This window comes from Rhodococcus sp. T7 (genome assembly GCF_009872365.1).
Taxonomy (GTDB): domain Bacteria; phylum Actinomycetota; class Actinomycetes; order Mycobacteriales; family Mycobacteriaceae; genus Rhodococcus_F.
Window position 1 is genome coordinate 1 of the sequence record NZ_WXYH01000346.1, and the last position, 18,823, is coordinate 18,823.

At 68.3% G+C, this 18,823-nt stretch carries 19 protein-coding genes and 1 tRNA gene; 7 read left to right on the forward strand and 13 right to left on the reverse strand.

From position 1 onward, the window contains the following. Nucleotides 1-112: 112 nt before the first annotated feature. Nucleotides 113-685, reverse strand: coding sequence for an aminoacyl-tRNA hydrolase (pth, locus tag MLGJGCBP_RS33415; protein WP_087560038.1), 573 nt, complete (start codon nucleotides 683-685; stop codon nucleotides 113-115). 108 nt (nucleotides 686-793) lie between these two features. Continuing rightward, a complete protein-coding gene (locus MLGJGCBP_RS33420) occupies nucleotides 794-1,420 on the reverse strand; it encodes a 50S ribosomal protein L25/general stress protein Ctc (RefSeq protein ID WP_087560039.1) in 627 nt (208 codons plus the stop codon). Nucleotides 1,421-1,711: 291 nt separating this feature from the next. On the opposite strand from MLGJGCBP_RS33420, the gene MLGJGCBP_RS33430 reads away from it, so the two are divergent. Beyond that, nucleotides 1,712-2,914, forward strand: coding sequence for a GAF domain-containing protein (locus MLGJGCBP_RS33430; protein ID WP_087560040.1), 1,203 nt, complete (start codon nucleotides 1,712-1,714; stop codon nucleotides 2,912-2,914). Nucleotides 2,915-2,938: 24 nt separating this feature from the next. Here the strand turns inward: MLGJGCBP_RS33430 and MLGJGCBP_RS33435 are convergent, their stop codons facing one another. The 3 genes from MLGJGCBP_RS33435 to MLGJGCBP_RS33445 all read right to left on the reverse strand — a co-directional run bounded on the left by MLGJGCBP_RS33435 (nucleotide 2,939) and on the right by MLGJGCBP_RS33445 (nucleotide 6,154). Continuing rightward, nucleotides 2,939-4,411: an FAD-dependent oxidoreductase gene (locus MLGJGCBP_RS33435; RefSeq protein WP_160101080.1), complete on the reverse strand. Its 1,473-nt coding sequence runs from the start codon at nucleotides 4,409-4,411 to the stop codon at nucleotides 2,939-2,941. Nucleotides 4,412-4,533: 122 nt separating this feature from the next. Further along, nucleotides 4,534-4,938 (reverse strand): PPOX class F420-dependent oxidoreductase, encoded by a 405-nt coding sequence (locus tag MLGJGCBP_RS33440; protein WP_087560042.1) that lies wholly within the window; start codon nucleotides 4,936-4,938, stop codon nucleotides 4,534-4,536. Nucleotides 4,939-4,978: 40 nt separating this feature from the next. After that, entirely contained in the window at nucleotides 4,979-6,154 is a 1,176-nt protein-coding gene (locus MLGJGCBP_RS33445) for an aminotransferase class V-fold PLP-dependent enzyme (protein ID WP_160101082.1), read from the reverse strand. Nucleotides 6,155-6,299: 145 nt separating this feature from the next. Here MLGJGCBP_RS33445 and egtA point away from each other — a divergent pair, with 145 nt between their 5' ends. From egtA to egtD, 4 genes are read left to right on the forward strand one after another with little or no spacing between them, the layout of a single operon-like run. After that, a complete protein-coding gene (gene egtA, locus MLGJGCBP_RS33450) occupies nucleotides 6,300-7,514 on the forward strand; it encodes an ergothioneine biosynthesis glutamate--cysteine ligase EgtA (RefSeq protein WP_160101084.1) in 1,215 nt (404 codons plus the stop codon). Continuing rightward, nucleotides 7,514-8,818, forward strand: coding sequence for an ergothioneine biosynthesis protein EgtB (gene egtB / locus MLGJGCBP_RS33455; RefSeq protein ID WP_160101086.1), 1,305 nt, complete (start codon nucleotides 7,514-7,516; stop codon nucleotides 8,816-8,818). Before egtA ends, egtB begins: the two co-directional genes overlap by 1 nt. Before the next feature lies 1 nt (nucleotide 8,819). Beyond that, the gene (egtC, locus tag MLGJGCBP_RS33460) at nucleotides 8,820-9,566 is read left to right on the forward strand and encodes an ergothioneine biosynthesis protein EgtC (RefSeq protein WP_160101088.1); all 747 of its coding nucleotides are present in this window, start codon (nucleotides 8,820-8,822) and stop codon (nucleotides 9,564-9,566) included. Next, nucleotides 9,563-10,537: an L-histidine N(alpha)-methyltransferase gene (gene egtD / locus MLGJGCBP_RS33465; RefSeq protein ID WP_160101090.1), complete on the forward strand. Its 975-nt coding sequence runs from the start codon at nucleotides 9,563-9,565 to the stop codon at nucleotides 10,535-10,537. Before egtC ends, egtD begins: the two co-directional genes overlap by 4 nt. Nucleotides 10,538-10,612: 75 nt before the next feature. On the opposite strand, the gene MLGJGCBP_RS33470 is transcribed toward egtD, so the two are convergent. The 8 genes from MLGJGCBP_RS33470 to MLGJGCBP_RS33505 all read right to left on the reverse strand — a co-directional run bounded on the left by MLGJGCBP_RS33470 (nucleotide 10,613) and on the right by MLGJGCBP_RS33505 (nucleotide 17,065). Next, on the reverse strand, nucleotides 10,613-11,206 hold the full coding sequence (locus MLGJGCBP_RS33470) for a TetR/AcrR family transcriptional regulator (protein ID WP_160101092.1): 594 nt from the start codon (nucleotides 11,204-11,206) through the stop codon (nucleotides 10,613-10,615). After that, nucleotides 11,203-12,420, reverse strand: a complete 1,218-nt coding sequence (locus tag MLGJGCBP_RS33475; protein ID WP_160101094.1) for a cytochrome P450 — start codon at nucleotides 12,418-12,420, stop codon at nucleotides 11,203-11,205. The genes MLGJGCBP_RS33470 and MLGJGCBP_RS33475 overlap by 4 nt, the downstream gene beginning before the upstream one ends. Nucleotides 12,421-12,473: 53 nt before the next feature. Further along, nucleotides 12,474-12,860 carry a hypothetical protein gene (locus MLGJGCBP_RS33480; RefSeq protein WP_124389305.1) on the reverse strand — a complete coding sequence of 129 codons (387 nt, stop codon included), beginning with the start codon at nucleotides 12,858-12,860 and terminating at the stop codon, nucleotides 12,474-12,476. Between the two features lie 43 nt (nucleotides 12,861-12,903). Continuing rightward, nucleotides 12,904-13,467 (reverse strand): hypothetical protein, encoded by a 564-nt coding sequence (locus MLGJGCBP_RS33485; RefSeq protein ID WP_160101096.1) that lies wholly within the window; start codon nucleotides 13,465-13,467, stop codon nucleotides 12,904-12,906. Between the two features lie 264 nt (nucleotides 13,468-13,731). Beyond that, nucleotides 13,732-14,367, reverse strand: coding sequence for a DUF2461 domain-containing protein (locus MLGJGCBP_RS33490; protein ID WP_160101098.1), 636 nt, complete (start codon nucleotides 14,365-14,367; stop codon nucleotides 13,732-13,734). A gap of 71 nt (nucleotides 14,368-14,438) precedes the next feature. Then, complete coding sequence (locus MLGJGCBP_RS33495; RefSeq protein ID WP_087560052.1) at nucleotides 14,439-15,419, reverse strand: ribose-phosphate diphosphokinase; 981 nt, start codon at nucleotides 15,417-15,419, stop codon at nucleotides 14,439-14,441. After that, entirely contained in the window at nucleotides 15,416-16,918 is a 1,503-nt protein-coding gene (glmU, locus tag MLGJGCBP_RS33500) for a bifunctional UDP-N-acetylglucosamine diphosphorylase/glucosamine-1-phosphate N-acetyltransferase GlmU (RefSeq protein WP_160101100.1), read from the reverse strand. The genes MLGJGCBP_RS33495 and glmU overlap by 4 nt, the downstream gene beginning before the upstream one ends. A 76-nt stretch (nucleotides 16,919-16,994) precedes the next feature. Continuing rightward, nucleotides 16,995-17,065: transfer RNA gene (locus tag MLGJGCBP_RS33505), tRNA-Gln, on the reverse strand. Nucleotides 17,066-17,301: 236 nt separating this feature from the next. Between MLGJGCBP_RS33505 and MLGJGCBP_RS33510 the strand changes: the two genes are divergently transcribed. Together MLGJGCBP_RS33510 and MLGJGCBP_RS33515 are read left to right on the forward strand one after the other, a co-directional pair. After that, entirely contained in the window at nucleotides 17,302-17,916 is a 615-nt protein-coding gene (locus tag MLGJGCBP_RS33510; protein WP_236581517.1) for a TetR/AcrR family transcriptional regulator, read from the forward strand. Nucleotides 17,917-18,030: 114 nt separating this feature from the next. After that, a complete protein-coding gene (locus MLGJGCBP_RS33515) occupies nucleotides 18,031-18,672 on the forward strand; it encodes a ScbR family autoregulator-binding transcription factor (protein WP_160101104.1) in 642 nt (213 codons plus the stop codon). Nucleotides 18,673-18,823: the final 151 nt, after the last annotated feature.

Consider the following 18,823-nt stretch of genomic DNA (forward strand, 5'->3'; position numbering starts at 1 on the left):
GCACTGTCCACCGACCCCACCACACCCACCGATCTCACCCCGCCGTCCCGGCCACACCTCGATACCGCAACAGCCCCTGGGACGACCAGAAAGGCGCACGGGCGCGAAGCGCCTAATGCAGGCGGTTCTGCGCCGCCTCGAGCCCCACGCGCAGGACCAGTTCGACGGCGTCGGCGGATTCCTCGCAGACGAGGTCGAGTTCCTTGCGTTCCACCGACGAGAACGGCTTCAGCACGTACGACGCCGGATCCATGCGGCCGGGGGGACGGCCGATCCCGACGCGGGTGCGCAGATAGTCCTTGGTGCCGAGTGACTGCGAGATGGACCGCAGTCCGTTGTGCCCGCCCTCGCCGCCGCCCTGCTTGAGGCGGATGGTCCCGAAGTCGAGGTCGAGTTCGTCGTGGATGACGACGATGTTGCCCGGGTCGACGGAGAAGAAGCGGGCCAGCCCGGCGACGGCGGAACCGGACAGGTTCATGAACGACCGCGGTTTGGCGAGGATCGTCGGCCGGCCCTCGAGCCGTCCCTGGACGATCTCGGCGCCGCTCTTCTTGTGCGCGCTGAACTTGCCACCCATGCGCGCGGACAGCACGCCGGCCACCATGAAGCCGACGTTGTGCCGGGTCTTCTCGTACTGCGGTCCGGGGTTGCCCAGACCCACCACCAGGGCGGTGTCTTCACTCACCGACAGGGTCCTTCCGTGCGTGAGGGGGTCGTGTCAGACGACAGCGGCGCGTCACCCCGGGACAATCCGGGACGACGCGCCGCCGACATCAGTGCGGTTGCGAGAGGATCAGCTCTCGGCGCCCTCTTCGGCCGGAGCCTCGGCGGTCTCGGCCGCGGCTTCGCCGGTCTCCTCTTCGAGGTCGGCAGCGGTCGGGGCTGCGACGACGTTCACGATGAGCAGTTCCTCGTCGGCCTGCAGGGTCGAACCCTTGGGCAGCTCGAGCTGGTTGGCCAGGATCTGGGTGCCGACCTCGAGGCCCTCGACCGAAACCTCGATCTGCTCGGGGATGTGCAGCGCGTCCGCTTCGAGGGAGATGGTGGCGGCGTCCTGCGCGACGAGGGTGCCGGAAGCGGCTTCACCGGTGACGACGACGGGGACGTCGACGGTGACCTTCTCGCCCTTCTTGATGACGAGGAGGTCGGCGTGCTCGATGTAGTTGCGGATCGGGTGAACCACGACCGACTTGGTGAGCGCGACCTGCTCCTTGCCCTCGATGTCGAGGGTCAGGATGGCGTTGGTGCCGTGCGCGCGCAGGATGGCGGCGAAGTCGCGGGAGGGCACGTTCAGGTGGCGGGGATCCTCACCGTGGCCGTACAGGACTGCGGGGACCTGGCCGTCGCGGCGTGCGCGGCGGGCGGCGCCCTTGCCGAACTCGGTGCGCACGGCGGCTACGAGGCGATTTTCGTCAGACATGGTGAAACGGCTCCTACAACTCACGGTGGTAACTGGCGGGCGGTTCGAGTCGGCGAGGGACGAACGCGCGACGGCCAGGAGCGAAACGCTCGAGCAGAGCCGTAGCCGCGTCGATCACGGTGAGCCAGCCAATTGGAACTTTCTGGTTCACCCTCGCCGAGACAACTTATGGAACTCTACCGGATGGGCCGCTGACCTGCTAATCGGGTGTCCTCCGGCGGGTGGCGCGGCCACCACGGTCCGGCGGCGGGCAGTGGTGTGGCTCACAACGCTGCGGGTAGCCTCGGCGTTGTGAGCACTGAACGTCCGACCGCCGACCGGCTGACCGCAGTGGCGACCGGTGTGGATCTGCCGCGGCATGCGCGGCTGCTCAGCCAGGTGCACGACGCCGTGCTCTCCGGGCAGCGGCCACCCGCGCTTCCGCGGGACGTGGTGGCTCGGTCGTGGTCCCGTCTGCAGGCGGGCGGTATGAGCCCGGACCACTGCGCGGACGTCGAGCCCGCCGATTTCTCCGAGATCGAGGCGCGGCGCACCCGGACGGCGCTGCGCACCGTGCTCCCGGAGTTGCGCAGCACGCTGACGCAGGTCGCGGAGGACGCGAATTTTATCGTCGTCATCGCCGACGCCGACGGTGTCCTGTTGTGGCGGGAGGGTTCTCGCGGGGTTCGGAAAGCGGCCGACGCGCTCGGGTTCACGGAGGGTGCGCGCTGGGCCGAACAGGCCGTGGGCACCAACGCGATCGGCACGGCCCTGATCGAAGATGCTGCGGTGCAACTGTTCTCGGCCGAACACTACGCGCCCACGCACCACGGCTGGTCCTGCACCGGGTCGCCGGTGCACGACCCGCGCACCGGCGAGATCCTCGGCGTGGTCGACATCAGCGGGTCGGCGATGTCCGTCCACCCGACCACCGTCGCGCTGGTCCGCACCGCGGTGCGACTGGCCGAGGCGACGTTGTGGCGTGAGCACACGGCGCAACTGGACAGGCTGCGCGGCCGGGCGGCACCGCTGCTCGCGTCGGCGGGAGGTCCGGCGCTGGTCGTCGACAAGCACGGGTGGGTCGCGGAGGCGAGTGGCATCGCGGCGCCGGAGCGCGTCGCGCCGCCGAGCCTCGACAAACCGCTACTCGTCCCGGGCCTCGGGTTGTGTGTGCCCGAACCGCTCGGCGACGGCTGGCTGGTGCGCCGCCGCGTCGACGGCGCGGCCATCGAACTGGAACTCGACCTCGGCGATGCGCCGCAGGTGACGGTCCGCGGCGACGTCAACTGGACGCGGGCGCTCTCGCCGCGGCACGCCCAGATCCTGCGGGTGCTGTCGGCGGCCGGAACGGCGGGCGTCGACGCCGCCTCGCTCAGTGAAGCGTTGTTCGGCGACCGCGACCACGTGGTGGCGGTCCGCGCCGAGGTCTCGCGTCTGCGCAAGAATCTCGGCGCGGTCCTGAGCACTCAGCCGTACCGGTTCGCGGCCGGTGTGACGGTCCGGCGCGTCGGGTAGGTTCGGTCCGGGGGGTGGGTCCGGTCAGGCCTGCTTCGCCGCACTGATGCCGGCGCGGCGACCGTAGAAGCTGCCGTCGCCGAGGGACGTGCCGCTCGCGTAGCCGCCGGCGCACACCCCGGACGTGCACCGTCCCGCCGCGAAGAGGCCGGGGATGGGTTCACCGGAGACGTGCAGGACCTCGGAGTTCACGGTGGTCCGCAGGCCGCCGAGGGTGAAGCCGAGCGTGAACCCGCGCAGGTCGAGGGCGGCGACGGGGGAGCCGATCGGCTTCACCCACTCGGACTTCTTGTGCAGCAACGGGTCCGACCCTTCGACGGCGTGCTGGTTGTACACCTCGACGGTCGACTGGAGTGCGCCTGCGGGCAGGCCCATATCGGATTCGAGTTCCTCGACGGTCTCCGCGGCCCACTTCGGCTGGGCGCGCAGGAACGGCGTTGCCGTGGTCGCGGCCGCGCCCTCCTCGTACGACGCCTCGTCGATGACGAGGAACGCCTGGTTGTCCTGGTGGAACAGGGTCATCTGGCCGATCCGACCGGAGTAGGTGTCCTCCGGGACGTAGCGCTGCCCCCGGCCGTTGACGAGGATGCCGCGGACGACCAACTGGGGGTCGCAGAGGAACGCGACCTCGGTGGCGTCCATGTGGGCGAGATCGGCGCCGAGGGCCTGCGCCATGAGGATCGAGCGTCCGTCGTGCTCCTCGATGGCGGCGCCGGGGCGGCCGATGAGCCGCGGCGCGTGGGCCTCGATCATCTTGTCGTTGTACGCGAAGCTGCCGGTCGCGAGGACGACGCCGCGACGCGCCCGCACGGCCGCCTCCTTGCCGTACTGTTTGGCGACGATCCCGACGACGCGTCCGGTGTCGTCGGTGACGAGCGTCTGGACGCGCATGTCGTATTCGGCTCGGACCCCGAGCTTTTCGGCGGTCTCGACGAGCGGCTTCATCAGCATGTAGCCGCCGCCCTTCTCGCCGGTCCGCTTGCCGTCCATCTGCGGAACGTGCCCGCGCGGTGCGGGGGTGGCGATCTCGTTGAACGGCGCCGCGTTCTCGCCACCGGAGTACATGAGCCCGTCGTCGAACGGCGGCTCCCAGCCGGGTTCGCCCCAGAAGCTCTCCTTGAACGGGACCCCGCAGTCGACGAGCCAGTTGTAGTGCGCGACGCTGCCCTCGCAGTAGTCGGTGATCTTCTCCTCGTCGGCGCCCGGGCCGAGCGCCGCCATCATGAACGTCTTCATGTTCTCGACGGAGTCGTCGAACCCGCACGCCTTCTGCAGCGGCGTCCCGCCGCCGAGGTAGATGAAGCCGCCGGCGAGTGCGGCGGCACCGCCCCATCCGCTGGTGCGCTCGAGGACCAGGACGTCGGCGCCGGCTCGTGCCGCCTCGATGGCGGCGGACACACCGGCGATGCCGTAACCCGCGACCACGACGTCGGCCTCGTACTCCCACTCGGTGACCGTTGCTGCGGACCGGGGGCGGATCGGTGTGGCGTCGACCATGGGTGGAAGTCCTCTCGGGCGGTCACGGGGAATGTGACGTGGGTTACCCTCGAACTGTAACCTGTTACAAAACCCGATCCGGTGGATCTCCCGGTGAGTGGGACGCGGTGCCGGGAGGTCGGCTATCCGGGCAGGTCCGTGACGCCGGACAGCTCGTAGTGCAGGGTCGGAGTCCGCGCCAGACGGTGCGCGAGATGAACCCCGATCCGCTGCACCACGGGATACTTCTTGTCGATCAGCGCGCCCGCGGCCCGCGCCTCCTCACCGGACAGCAGTCGCGCCGTGGCCTGCGCCGGCGGACCCGTGGGCTTCCCGGACCACGTGCACGGGCGGATCCGGACGTCCGGGAAATTGCGCAGCCGCTTGTTCTTCGACGCCCGGCCCGGGGTGCGGAAGTACGCCCGATCGCCCTTCACGGCGATATTGACCGGGGTGTCCACCCACGACCCGTCGCGTTTGCGTGTCTGTAATTGCACGACCTTCTCCGCGGCGAAGCGTCGCAGCGCCGGTGATGCCTCATCGGTCATCTCGAAGTCCTGAATCTCGGGTGTATTCCAGCCTACTGCGCTAATTCGCGAGTGTCCGGACCTCGGCGAGGAACCGGTCGAGATCGTCGGGGGAGCAGAAGTAGTGCGGCGACGCCCGCACCACGGCGTCCAGTCCGCGGGCGCTCATGTCCAGCAGCGTCGAACCGCGCAGACTGGCCGTGACGGTGACGTCGCGGGCGGCCAACTGTTTCCGGACGTCGCCCGGATCGAACCCGTCGACGGTGAACGAGACGATTCCGCAGCGGCGGGCGCCGAGGTCGCGCACGGTGACCCCCGGGATCGCCGCGAGCCCCGACCGGAGGTGCTCGGCCCCGGCCACCACGGCCGCCTCGACCTCGTCCACTCCGAGGGCGAGGAGATAGTCGGCCGCCACCCCGAGTCCGAGGCGGGCGGCGACGTCGCATTCCCAGAACTCGAACCGGCTGGCATCGGTCGCGAGGCGGTACGCATCCGCCGCGGTCCACTCCGCGCTGTGGAGGTCGAGCGAGGCCGGCTCGAGCGTCGCGGCCAGATCCGGCCGGACGTACAGGAAGCCGGTGCCCCGCGGCGCGCGCAGCCATTTGCGTCCCGTGGCGGAGAGCGCGTCGACGCCGAGTTCGCCCACGTCGAGGGCGATCTGGCCGACGGACTGGCACGCGTCGAGCAGCACGAGTGCGCCGTGTGCGTGTGCCAGTTCCGTCACCTCGCGGACGGGGTTGACCAGGCCGCCGTTGGTGGGCACGTGCACGAGGGACACGAGACGGACCCGGTCGTCGAGGAGCGTCCCGAGCGCGGCGACGTCGATCTGGCCCGCGGGGTCGCTGGGAACGACGTCGACCGTCGCGCCGACGGACCGGGCCCGCTGCAGGACGGCGATGGCGTTGCTGGCGTACTCGACCTCCGAGATCAGGACGCGGTCACCGGCCTCGAGCGGGACGGCGTGGAAGAAGTCGTTCCAGGCGGTGGTGGCGCTGTCCACCAGTGCGATGCCGTCGGCGCCCGCCCCGATCAGGCGGCCCAGCGACGACTTCACGGCTGCGAGATCGTCGGCTCGTTCCGCCGCCGCGACGTAGCCCCCGACGTCGGCCTCCCGGCGCAGGTGCGCGAACACCGCGTCCAGGACCGGGGCCGGAGGAAGCGAGGAGCCCGCGCTGTCCAGGAACACCTTGTCGAGGCACCCGGGGGTGTCCCGTCGCGCCTGCTCGAGGTCGAGCATGTCCGATACCTCCCGTTTTGCGGTAATTGGACTCGAACGTACCCGTGAGGTTCCTCGAAAAGTATGCCGATGGGGCGTGCATCGACGGCCGAGGCGCTCTAATGTCGATAACGACGTTCAGGCGGCGCCCGAAGGGGAGGGTCGAATGGCTACTGCAGTTCAGTCCGTCGAAGCAACGTGTCTCACGTCGCGACCGGCGGCGGAGGCGTATCTGGGTGGTGTGTGCTTCAAACTGGGGCCACCGCAGTTGATCGGCGCGGAATTGGAGTGGCTGACCGCGCAACTGCCGGAATACGTGCGTCCCGACCTCGCCGCTCTCGCCGAAGCTCTCGGGCCGCACACCCCCAGAACCATCGATCCCTCTTCTCCTGCCCAGCCCCTTCCCGGTGGCAGCGCCGTCACGGTCGAACCTGGCGGACAGATCGAACTGTCCAGCGCCCCCTATCACTCCGCACGGGAACTGTGCGACTACCTCGCCGCCGATCAGGCGGTACTCGCCGAACTGTTGTCGGCGCGGTCGATTCAGATGTCGTCCGAGGCCGCGGACACCCGCAGGCCCGCTCAGCGTCTCCTCCAGTCACCGCGGTACTGCGCCATGGAATCCCGCTTCACCGGCATCGGGCCCTTCGGCAAACTGATGATGTGCAATACCGCCGCCACCCAGATCAGCGTGGACGCCGGAGTCGATCCGGTTGCCGTGGAGAAGCGGTGGCACCTGCTGCATGCGGTCGGACCCGCGCTGATCGCGGCGTTCGCGTGTTCACCGCGGCTCTACGGGGTACCCGACGGGCAGTGGGCGTCGCAGCGGATGCGGACGTGGCTCGAACTCGATTCGCCGCGAACCACCGGGCCCCCGCACAGCGCGGACTATGCGGCGTGGGTGCTGGACGTTCCGTTGCTGTGCATCCGCAACGACGGACCGGACTGGACGGCGCCCGACGGTGCAACTTTCGCGGACTGGGTGGAGGGGGCGCTGGACGACGTGATCGGACGCCCGACGTCCGCCGACCTCGACTATCACCTCACCACGCTGTTCCCGCCGGTTCGCGCAGCCGGGCATCTCGAGGTGCGCTACCTCGACGCGCAACCCGGTGACCAGTGGCGGGTCCCGATCGCAGCTATCGACGCACTGCTGTCGGGACCGGGAGCGATGGCCGAGGCGCTCGCCGCGGCCCTGCCCACCGCCGAACGCTGGCGGGACGCCGCCGAGTTCGGCCTGGCCGACCTCGAACTGCGTGCTGCGGCAACAGCTCTGCTGTCGCTGGCGGCGGCGTACTCGCCCGACCCCGAATTCGTCAGACTGCTCGACACCGCCGCCGAACGATGTTGCCGGGGCCAGGCCCCGAGCGAGGAACGCTGATGGGAACTCGCGAGAAGATCGAGACGGTGCTGACACGGGCACGGGAGCGCACCGCCGGGTTGACGGACTGTGTCGACGGGGAAGACCTCGTCGCGCAGCATTCCCCGCTGATGAGCCCGCTCGTGTGGGATCTCGCGCACATCGGCAACCAGGAAGAACTGTGGCTCGTACGGGACGTCGGCGGCCGCGAACCCGTCCGCCGCGACATCGACGAGTTGTACGACGCGTTCAAACATTCCAGGAACTCGCGGCCCTCCCTGCCGCTGCTGAACCCGGACGAGGCCAGGGAATACCTCCGTACCGTCCGAGACAAGGCGTGGGACGTCCTCGACGGCAGCACGTTCCGGGGCCGCCCGCTCGAGGAGAACGGATTCGCGTTCGGCATGATCGCGCAACACGAGCAGCAGCACGCCGAGACGATGCTCGCCACCCACCAACTACGTTCCGGTGCAGCGGTGTTGACCGCGGAAAGCGCGCCGCGTGTCGGTGGGGCGATCGCCGAGGACGAGGTGGTCGTTCCGTCCGGCGAATTCACGATGGGAACGTCGGACGATCCGTGGGCGCTCGACAACGAGAGGTCCGCACATCCGGTGCACGTTCCGGCGTTCGTGATCGACGCCGTCCCCGTCACCAACGGCCGCTACCTCGAGTTCGTCGACGACGGCGGGTACGCGCGCCCCGAGTTGTGGAGCGAGCGGGGGTGGGCCCATCGCCTCGACGCGCGGCTGGAAGCACCCCAGTTCTTGGAGAACGACGGCTGCGGAACGTGGTGGCGCCGCAGGTTTGGGGTCACCGAGCCGATTCATCCCCAGGAACCGGTGGTGCACGTCTGCTTCTTCGAGGCCGAGGCGTTCGCGCGCTGGGACGGCAAGAGGCTGCCGACGGAGGCCGAATGGGAGAAGGCGGCGCGGTGGGATCCCTTCAGCGGCCGTTCGCGCCGATTCCCCTGGGGGGACGGCGAACCCGACGCGTCGCTGGCCAACCTCGGGCAGCGCCACCTCGGACCCGCGGTGGTCGGGGCATATCCGTCGGGGGCGTCCCCGCTCGGCGTGCATCAGCTGATCGGGGACGTATGGGAGTGGACGTCGTCGCCCTTCGAGCCCTATCCCGGTTTCGCGGCGTTCCCGTACCGCGAATACTCGGAGGTGTTCTACGGCGGCGACTACCGCGTACTGCGCGGCGGTTCGTTCGGCACCGATCCGGTGGCGTGCCGCGGGACGTTCCGCAACTGGGACCACCCGATCCGCAGGCAGATCTTCTCCGGATTCCGCTGTGCCCGGGACCTTCCGGGAGACGACCGCTGAGATGTGCCGACACCTGGGCTATCTGGGACCGGAACGATCAGTGGCCGACCTCGTCGGTTGCGGCGAGAACTCGCTCCTGCACCAGTCCTACGCGCCACGCGACATGAGGGGCGGCGGAACCGTCAACGCCGACGGGTTCGGCTTCGGGTGGTGGGGCGCGGACGGATTCTCCCGCTACCGCAGTGCCGCGCCGCTGTGGTCGGATCCCGTCGTGCGAGAGATGTTGCCGAACATCCGCTCCCACGCCGTGGTCGCCGCCACCCGGTCGGCGACGATCGGTATGCCCGTGCAGCACACGGCCTGCGCACCGTTCTCCGACGACACCTGGGCCTTCAGTCACAACGGGGTGGTGCGCGGGTGGCCCGAGTCGCTCGCCGGGATCGCCGCGGAACTGCCCGTGGCCGATCTGCTGCAACTCGAGGCGCCAACCGATTCGGCCGCGCTGTGGCTGCTGCTGCGCCGGGCGCTAGGCGAGCAGGACCCCGAGAAGGCGATGAGTGCACTCGTCCAGTCCGTCGTCGCTGCGGCCCCGAACTCGCGACTGAATCTGCTGCTGGGCAACGGCACGGAACTGTGGGCCACCACCTGGCATCACTCGCTGTCGGCGCTCGTCGACGACGAACGGGCCATCGTGATGTCCGAACCCTACGACGACGACCCCGCGTGGCAATCGATTCCGGACCGTCACTTCGTCAGCGCACGTCCCGGACACCTGATCGTCACCCCGCTCGAGATGGGAGCACGATGACCACCACACCGACCCTCGAGGTGTACCTGCAGCCCGAACAGCTGAAGGCCGCACTCCGCAAGGACGCCACAGTCGGGCTCACGTCGAGCCCGAAGTGGCTGCCGCCCAAATACTTCTACGACGCCCGCGGCAGCGAACTGTTCGAGCAGATCACCGCGTTACCCGAGTACTTCCCGACGCGCACGGAACGGGAACTGCTCAGAAGATATTCGGGGGAGATCGCCGAGGTCGCGGCGCCGGAGATCCTCGTGGAGCTCGGGTCGGGGTCCTCGGAGAAGACCCGGCTGCTGCTCGACGCCGGCACCCGGCACGGAACCCTCCACACCTACGTGCCGCAGGACGTGTCGGTATCCGCGCTCGAGGGGGCGGCGGAGCAGATTGGAACGGAGTTCCCGAATCTGACCGTACGCGGTGTCGTCAGCGACTTCACCGAGTCGTTGCACCATCTTCCGCGCGGTGGTCGCCGCACGATCGCATTCCTCGGGGGCACCCTCGGAAACATGGTGCCCGCCGAGCGTGCCGAGTTCCTCTCCGGGATCGCCGACGTCCTCGAACCCGGGGAGCACCTCCTCCTCGGCGTCGGGCTGGTCGTCGATCCCGGCGTTCTCGTCCCCGCATACGACGACGCCGCCGGGGTGACCGCACAGTTCAACCGCAATGTGCTGCAGGTACTCAACACTCAACTCGACGCGGACTTCCCGGTGGACGAGTTCCGGCACGTCGCGCTGTGGGACGCCGGCAACGAGTGGATCGAGATGCGGCTCGAGGCCGAGCGTGCGATGTCGATCCGCATCGCCGAGCTTGATCTGGACGTCGAGTTCGCCGCGGGTGAGCAGCTGCGGACGGAGATCTCCGCCAAGTTCACCCTCGACGGCATTCGACTGGAGTTGGCGGAGGCGGGATTCGGCGTCGACCGTGTCTGGACCGACCCGGACGCGCGATTCGCGCTGGTGTGCGCCGCGCGGAGGTGACCCCCACGTGAGTGGCGTAGTGTGCCGCCGCACGCTTTGCCGCTCACCTGCCCTACGAACGGGACGCTCGTCGCGTCAGATCGAACGGGCGTCCCGTTCGTCCGCATCGTGTGCGGCCAGTGCTGGGGCGACGAACTGCTCGAGCATGGTGCGTTCGTCGGTGTCGTCGACGCCCGGGACGGTGAGCAGGGAGACGATGATCCGGACGAGCCAGCGGGCCTTCCGGGACGTCTCCTCTCCCGAGAACCCCGCCTGCCCGAGGAAGGCGGTGCCCAACGACTCGATGACGTCCGACGAGTGCGCGATCTGCGCGGCCAGGCCCGAGTCGCCGAGCTGAAACCACGCGGCCAGGGCCGGGTCGGCGCGCACCAGCCGGATCGCGGCCAGCATCGCCTCGACGATCACGCCCTTCGGGTCGGCGGTCCCGGACACCTCGTCCGCGACCAGTGCACCGATGCGCCGCGCCTCGCGGTGGACGAACGCCAGCTGCAACGCCTGCCTGCTGTCGAAATAGCGGTACAGCGTGGCACGGGAACATCCGGCCGCCCGGGCGACGTCGGCCATGCCGACAGCGGCGATGCCCTTCTCGACGTACAGCTGCGCGGCGACGTCGAGAAGTCGCTCGGCGGCGAGGCGGGGGCGTTCGTCGCGCATCCAGTCGGCGTTCATTCGCGCACCCGGAACGGGACGCTCGTCGGGCGGCGCACATAGTTGCCCCCGGCGTAGACGACGGCGTCGACGTCGACGGTGAAGTCGGGGCAGCGGGCCAGCAGTTCTTCCAGCGCGACCCGGGCCTGCATCCGGGCCGCGGCCGCGCCCAGGCAGTGGTGGGCCCCGTGACTGAACGTGAGGATCTGCGTCGGTCTGCGGCGCACGTCCAGCTCCTCCGAATCCGGTCCGAACCGGCGCGGGTCGCGGTTCGCGGAGCCGTACAGCAGGAACACCTTCCGGCCCTCGGGGATGGCGGTGCCCTCGATCTCGACGTCGCGGGTCACAGTGCGGGCGAGGCCCTGGACGGGGGCCGTGAGCCGCAGTAGTTCCTCGACGGCGTCGCCGACGAGCTCCGGGTTGTCGATCAGATCGCGGCGCTGATCGCGGTGTTCGGTGAGCAACTGGACTGCGCCGCCGAGCATTCCGGTGGTCGTGTCGTTGCCGCCGGTGACCATCGTGAACGCGAAACCGAGGATGGAGAGCAGTCCGGTGAGATCGCCGTCGGCCCCCATCCCGCTCGCGACGAGGTGTGAGACCGTGTCGTCTCCGGGGTCGGTGCGCCGCCGCTCGATCAGTCCGCCGAAGTAGCCCATCAGATCGGTGACCGCACTCGTCGCCTGCAGCGTGTCGCCCTGCGCGTTGGCCGCGACGATGGCATCGGTCCAGCCGTCGAATTGCGCCCGGTCCTCCTCGGGGACGCCGAGGTAGTGGGCAACGACCATGCTCGGCAGCGGCTTGAACAGCTCCTTCACGACATCCCCCTCGCCGGCTTCCCGCAGTCGTTCGAGGCGCTCCACCACGAACGCCCGGACCGCCGGTTCGACGGCCGTGACCTGCCGCGGGGTGAATCCCTTCGACACGAGGCGGCGGAACGCGGTGTGGTCGGGCGGGTCGAGCATCACCAGCGGCGGATTGTCCTGCAGGCCGATCTTCTCCAGCTCGCCGTACGTCGTGGTGAGGCCGGCGGCGGACGAGAACGTCTCGGCGTCGCGGGCGGCGGCGTAGACGTCGGCGTGCCGGGACAACACCCAGTAGTCGTTCCCGGGGCCGTTCTCGGGGACGACGTGATGGACGGGGTCGTGGTCGCGCAGCGCAGCGTACATCTGCCACGGGGCGCGCCACGTGGGTCCGGACCTCGGCACGAACGAGACGCTCGACACATGTGCGGTCATGTATCGATGGTGAGACACATCGGCAGAAGTGTCAATGGTGCGATGCCGGGTACCTAGCCGAACAGGGCGAACGCCACCACGGCGAGGATCACGACGAGTACCGGGGTGAGAATGAGCAGCAACCCGAGCAGGCCGGGATTCTTCACCGGCCGATGGTCGATGGCGCCCTTGCTGAAACTGCTGAACGGCGACGCGTAATACACCGGGGGAGCCGGGTGATACCGGTTGTCGACGGTGATCTGCGCCTTGCCCTGCTCCCAGATCCACGGGACCGCGATCTCGATGTGGTGCACACCGGGAGGCGCCGGAATGACGTTGTGACCCCACCGAAGCGGCACGGGAAAGCCGTTGATCCGGGCGTTGGGCGTCACCAGCATCGGGCCCATCGGCGGTTTCTTCGCGTCGATGACCAGCGCGGTGGGAGAGGAGGCGGGCTGCACGAAGGGCGACGGTATCACCCTGCGGCAGCCCGGGCAGTGTGGCCTACTGGCCGGCCGCTATCCGGGCCTTCTCCAGTGCCGCGAGGGTGCGGAGCACGGTGGCGCGCTGCTTCTCGAGGTCGCTGATCCGGGCGCGTGCGGCGAGGCCGGCGGGCTCACCGATCAGATTCATCTGCGCGTCGATGGTCGAGAGCTGATCGAGCAGTCCGGTGACGCGCGATTCGAGCGCAGCGACGTCGACGGCGTCGGTGCGCACCGGTGCCACCGGCGGCGTCGCGGACGTGCGGGACGCGCTCGGGCGGGACGACGCGGTGGCCGACGACGTTCCGGAATGGGCGGTGCTGCGCGGCTCCGACACCACACTGGCAGCCCGAGGGCGGAGGGCCTTGCGCACGGCGGCCGGGTCCGGGAGTTCCGAGAGCTTCGTCTCGTTGAGGTCGCGGCGCGCGTCGCGGGCGTTGACCCGGTGCTCGCGCTCTTCGTCGTCGTCGGACTGCAACGTGCCGCCGAGTGGACGCAGACCGTACATGCCAAGGAAGCGGCGGGCCTCGTCGATGACCGTTTCCTTCTCGCGGCAAGTGCCACACCGAGGTTCGTTACGGAACATCTCGACTGCGTTGTCGTCTCCGCACCATACGCACGCTCCCGGCGACCAACGCCGGACGTTTCGAATTGCAGCGATATCGATAGGGCCGGAGAGAGTCTGCGCGTCGATCACGACGAGCCACAGTAGGGGAATTCGCGCGTGCGAGTCACATCGCCGTAAGTACGACCTGCGGTTCTGCGGACAAGCGTGACGAAGATCATGCCAACGCCCGGAAAATGCCGAGGAAACGTTGTGTGCCACACATGTTTTCCCGACCGGTAAGTTTCATTCTCCGGCGCCGATCACCGTGGTCAGCCAGTCGACGAGCGGGCGCATCGAACGCCAGGCGGTGCGCACTTCGTCAGCGGCGCGGGGAGTTTCGATCCAGTCGGGGGAGAGGTAGCTGCGGCTGGCGGTGAGCGATTTGTGCCGCATCAGCTCGAGGCGCGGGTGGTCCTCGGCGACGCCGCGGGGTCGCGTCTTCAGCGTGTCGCCGCCGATCTCGAAACCGGACGACCGGACCTTCTTCACGAGCCGGACGAGTTCGCGGCCCCTGCGGTCGTCGTCGACGGCGTCACGGAAGCGCCCGACCTGCAGCGGAGTATGCGAGTAGAAGCCGCCCGCGACGAACAGCCCGGCCGCGTCGATCTGCACGTAGAAGCCCACGCCGGGGCGGGTCTCGACGAATCCGCCCTGATGGGTCTTGTAGGGCGTCTTGTCCTTCGAGAACCGGACGTCGCGGTAGGGGCGAAACACCTTGCCCGCGCCGAACTCCGATTCGAGTTCCGCGAGCAGTGCGGTCATGGGGGCGCGCACGGAGTCGTCGTAGACGGATTTGTGCGCGGTCCAGAAACTCTTGCTGTTGTCTGCCTCGAGGTCCTCGTAGAAGTCGAGAGCAGCGGTGGGGATCCCGGTGAACACACGGGCAAGGCTACGCCTGTGAGTGGTTGACGAGTCCCTGGACGCGTCGACCACTCACAGGCGCGAAGCGCCTAGGCGTTGCCGTTGAACAGCGACGTGACCGAGCCGTTCTCGAAAACTTCCTTGATCGTGCGAGCCAGCAGCGGCGCGATGGACAGCACCGTGAGGGTGGGGAACTTCTTCGACTCTTCGATCGGGAGCGTGTTGGTGACGATGACTTCCCGCGCACCACACGCGGCGAGGCGCTCGGCCGCCGGGTCGGACAGGACGCCGTGGGTGGCGGCGATGATCACGTCGCCCGCGCCGGCCTCCTTGAGGATCTTCACGGCGCCGGCGATGGTTCCACCGGTGTCGATCATGTCGTCGATGAGGATGCAGGTGCGGCCCTCGACGTCACCGACGACGCGGTTGGACTTCACCTGGTTGGGCACCAGTGGGTCGCGCGTCTTGTGGATGAACGCCAGCGGCGCGCCACCGAGGGTGTCGGCCCACTTCTCGGCGACCCGGACGCGACCGGAGTCGGGGGAGACGACGGCGATGTTGTCGGTGCCGTAGTTGCCGCGGATGTACTCGGCGAGCTGACCCTGGGCGTGCATGTGGTCGACAGGGCCGTCGAAGAAGCCCTGGATCTGGTCGGTGTGGAGGTCGACCGTGATGATGCGGTCAGCGCCCGCCGTCTTGAGGAGGTCGGCGATCAGGCGAGCCGAGATGGGCTCACGGCCGCGGTGCTTCTTGTCCTGGCGGGCGTACGGGTAGAACGGCAGGACCGCGGTGATGCGCTTGGCCGATCCGCGCTTGAGCGCGTCGATCATGATCAGCTGTTCCATCACCCACGTGTTCAGCGGGGCCGGGTGGCTCTGCAGCACGAAGGCGTCGGAACCGCGGACCGACTCCTCGAAACGGACGAAGATCTCGCCGTTCGCGAAGTCACGGGCAGTCTGCGGGGTGACCCGCACGTCGAGTTCCTTCGCGACCTGTTCGGCCAGCTCCGGATGCGCGCGACCAGAAAACAGCATGAGGTTCTTCTGGTTGTCGATCCAATTCGCGGTCACTGCTCTATGCCATCCTTTAAATCTTGCTTCTCGGTTTCGTGCAGATCTGAACTGTGGTGCGGTTCCGCAGCGGACGCCGCCTCGGCGGCGGCGGTACCGGGCCGATTTCGTTGCACCCAGCCCTCAATATTGCGCTGCTTGCCTCCGGAGACTGCGAGTGCCCCCGGCGGTACGTCGAAACGCAGCACCGTGCCGGCACCGGTGTAAGCACCGTCACCGACCTGTACCGGAGCGACGAACATGGTGTCCGATCCGGTCCGGACGTGTGACCCCACCACCGTACGGCTCTTGCCGACGCCGTCGTAATTGACGAACACGCTCGACGCACCGATGTTGCTGTACTCGCCGATCGTGGCGTCACCCACGTAGGTCAAATGAGGAACCTTGGAGTGCGCCCCGATGTCGGCGTTCTTCGTCTCGACGAAGGCGCCGAGCTTGCCGGACTCACCGAGGACGGTGCCGGGACGCAGGTAGGTGAACGGACCGACGGTGGCGCCTGCGCCGATCGTCGATTCCGAACCGTGGGTGCGCACCACGCTGGCGCCTTCGCCCACCGACACGTCGGTGAGGGTGGTGTCGGGACCGATGACGGCGTCCTCACCCACGGAGGTGGTGCCGAGCAGTTGCACGCCCGGGTGGATGGTGACGTCGCGAGCCAGCGTGACGCCGACGTCGATCCAGGTGGTCGCCGGATCGACGACGGCGACCCCGGCCCGCATCCAGCTCTCGACGGTCCGGCGGTTGAGTTCGGCGGCGAGCCTCGACAGCTGGACGCGGTCGTTGGCGCCTGCGACCTTCGCGGAGTCGGCCAGGTGGGCGGCGAAGACGGGTGCGCCGGCCTCGCGGGCGATCTTGACGACGTCGGTCAGGTACAGCTCGCCCTGCGCGTTGTTCGCGTTGAGCTGCCCGAGTGCGGAGCGCAGGAACTCGGCATCGAACGCATACACACCGGCGTTGACCTCGGTGATGGCTGCCTGCTCCTCCGTGGCGTCGGCCTCCTCCACGATTTCGGCGATCTCACCGTCGTGGGGGAGACGGACGATCCGGCCGTAGCCCCGGGGCTCGGGGGCGGTGAAGGTCAGCACCGTAACCGCCGCGGGGGTGGGTTCGCTGCGATGCTCGTCGACGAGAGTGTGCAGGGTGCGGCCGTCGAGCAGGGGGACGTCCGCGGCGGTGACCAGGACGGTCCCGCGGAAATCGGCGGGCAGGGCAGTCAGGCCGCATTCGACGGCATGGCCTGTGCCGTTCTGCTCGTCCTGGACGGCGACTGCGACGGGGCGGCCCAGTTCGGCCTCGAGAGCGCTGACGGCATCTCCGACACGTTCCTTGTCGTGACCGACGACGGTGACGAGGTGCGTCGGATCGACCTCCGCGGCGGCGTGCAGGGAATGCGCCAGCATCGTGCGTCCACCCAGGGTGTGTAACACCTTGGGGGTCTTCGACCGCATCCGAGTTCCCGCGCCGGCGGCGAGGACGACCACGGCGGTCTGCACTGGCATGAAGCTCCCTCTGGGTCGTTCCGCTCTTGCTGTTCTCGACAGCTCCACCTGCAGGAATTCTCTCCGCAGGCTTCTGCTCCGCCGCCAGGACTCGAACCTGAACTATCTGAACCAAAATCAGAGGTGCTGCCATTACACTACGGCGGATTGCCACACACACGGGGTGTCACGCCCGTTTGCGCGAGAGAATCCTCGCATGCCGACCCGCCGCCCGTCGAACCGCTCCGGAAATTTGTCTCGGTCGTCCCGATAGAGTGGGTGCTACCTGCAGTGTTTCCGCTGCCCGCGGCACTTCGTCGTCGCGAGTGTCAGGAAAGGATGGTGCCTCGGTGCCCCGACCCACGGACGTGGACGCGACCCCCGAGCGAGCGGTCCGCACCCGGATGACCGGTACGCAACGCCGGGAGCAGTTGATCGAGATCGGTCGTGCCCTGTTCGCCGAGCGCGGCTACGAGGCGACGTCGATCGAGGAGATCGCGCAGCGGGCCCACGTCTCCAAGCCGGTCGTCTACGAGCACTTCGGTGGCAAGGAGGGCCTCTACGCCGTGGTCGTGGATCGGGAGATGTCGCGGCTACTGGAGATGGTGACGTCGTCGCTGAAGCAGAACCGCTCCCGGATCCGGGTCGAGCGGGTGGCGCTGGCGCTGCTCACCTACGTGGAGGAGCACACCGACGGATTCCGCATCCTCGTTCGCGATTCGCCGGTGGCAGCGCCGGACGGAACGTATTCGAGCCTGCTCAACGAGGCCATCGGCCAGGTCGGGCACATCCTCGCCGGCGACTTCTCGCGGCGTGGCTTCAATCCGGATCTTGCCCTGCTGTACGCGCAGGCGCTGGTCGGAATGGTGTCCACCACCGCTACCTGGTGGCTGGACGAGCGGACGCCGCCGAAGGAGGTCGTCGCCGCGCATCTCGTCAACCTGTGTTGGAACGGGCTGACCAATCTCGAGGCGGATCCGCAGCTGGGCACCGATCTGCCTCGCACGACCCCTCGGTGAACGTGTTCTCGTTTTCCGACTCGCGGTTCAACTTCCGGAGGGCTGAGCCTGTCAAGTGCTAGGGTTCGCTGGAGTTTGCGCGCCCCGTCGGGGGGGTTGTTCGGGAGGCAGTCGATGGCGAGACAGGTTCGAGCAGAGGTAACTCGGGCTTCGGTCCTCATGGCGGCGGCCGACGTGTTCTTGAGGCTCGGCTACGCGAATGCGGGTCTCAACGAGATCATCGAGCAGTCCGGTGTGACCAAAGGTGCGTTGTACTTCCACTTCAGTTCCAAGGAAGATCTCGCCCGCGGTGTCATCGACGAGGGCCAGATCCGTCTCACAGCAGGCATGACGTCCGTGAGCGACGGGCCGACGCCGGCAATGGAGGCGCTCGTCGCCCTGTCCTACGTGGCGATCGAGGCGGCAAGTTCCGATCCGATCGTTGCCGCGATGTTGCGGCTGCAGCACGAGATCGGCGACTACCAGGGAACGCACGGCAACGTCGTGGCGTCGTGGCAGCAGGGTTTCGAACGACTCGTCACCCGCGCGGTCGAGGAGGGCGACATCCTCGCGGAGGACGACGTCTCGACGGCCACGCTGTCCACGTTCCTACTCGGGTCGCTCCTGGGGGCCCACGTCGTCGCGAGCGCGACCGGCGCCTTCGACGAACTGCCGCGTCGCATAGAACGGGTGTGGTACTTCATCCTTCCCGGTCTGGTCGAGCCGTCGAAGCTCGTGTACTTCCGCCAGTTCGCGTCGCGCCGCCTCCTGCGCTAGAAGATCGCTTTCGCGGGAAGAGGTTCCGCTACGGCCGTCGATCGGCGTTAGTTTGTCAATGCTTCGCAAGCCGGACACGGGCATTCGGGAAGCACACTTCGAATCGAATAAACCCGCTAAAAGAAGACTACAAGTATGTATTTTGGGGTCA

Coding starts and splice junctions, on each gene's coding strand:
- MLGJGCBP_RS33420 (WP_087560039.1), bottom strand. CDS start 1,420: ATGTCTGACGAAAATCGCCTCGTAGCCGCCGTGCGCACCGAGTTCGGC.
- MLGJGCBP_RS33435 (WP_160101080.1), bottom strand. CDS start 4,411: ATGGTCGACGCCACACCGATCCGCCCCCGGTCCGCAGCAACGGTCACC.
- MLGJGCBP_RS33440 (WP_087560042.1), bottom strand. CDS start 4,938: ATGACCGATGAGGCATCACCGGCGCTGCGACGCTTCGCCGCGGAGAAG.
- MLGJGCBP_RS33445 (WP_160101082.1), bottom strand. CDS start 6,154: ATGCTCGACCTCGAGCAGGCGCGACGGGACACCCCCGGGTGCCTCGAC.
- egtA (WP_160101084.1), top strand. CDS start 6,300: ATGGCTACTGCAGTTCAGTCCGTCGAAGCAACGTGTCTCACGTCGCGA.
- egtB (WP_160101086.1), top strand. CDS start 7,514: ATGGGAACTCGCGAGAAGATCGAGACGGTGCTGACACGGGCACGGGAG.
- egtC (WP_160101088.1), top strand. CDS start 8,820: ATGTGCCGACACCTGGGCTATCTGGGACCGGAACGATCAGTGGCCGAC.
- egtD (WP_160101090.1), top strand. CDS start 9,563: ATGACCACCACACCGACCCTCGAGGTGTACCTGCAGCCCGAACAGCTG.
- MLGJGCBP_RS33470 (WP_160101092.1), bottom strand. CDS start 11,206: ATGAACGCCGACTGGATGCGCGACGAACGCCCCCGCCTCGCCGCCGAG.
- MLGJGCBP_RS33475 (WP_160101094.1), bottom strand. CDS start 12,420: ATGACCGCACATGTGTCGAGCGTCTCGTTCGTGCCGAGGTCCGGACCC.
- MLGJGCBP_RS33485 (WP_160101096.1), bottom strand. CDS start 13,467: ATGTTCCGTAACGAACCTCGGTGTGGCACTTGCCGCGAGAAGGAAACG.
- glmU (WP_160101100.1), bottom strand. CDS start 16,918: ATGCCAGTGCAGACCGCCGTGGTCGTCCTCGCCGCCGGCGCGGGAACT.
- MLGJGCBP_RS33510 (WP_236581517.1), top strand. CDS start 17,302: ATGACCGGTACGCAACGCCGGGAGCAGTTGATCGAGATCGGTCGTGCC.
- MLGJGCBP_RS33515 (WP_160101104.1), top strand. CDS start 18,031: ATGGCGAGACAGGTTCGAGCAGAGGTAACTCGGGCTTCGGTCCTCATG.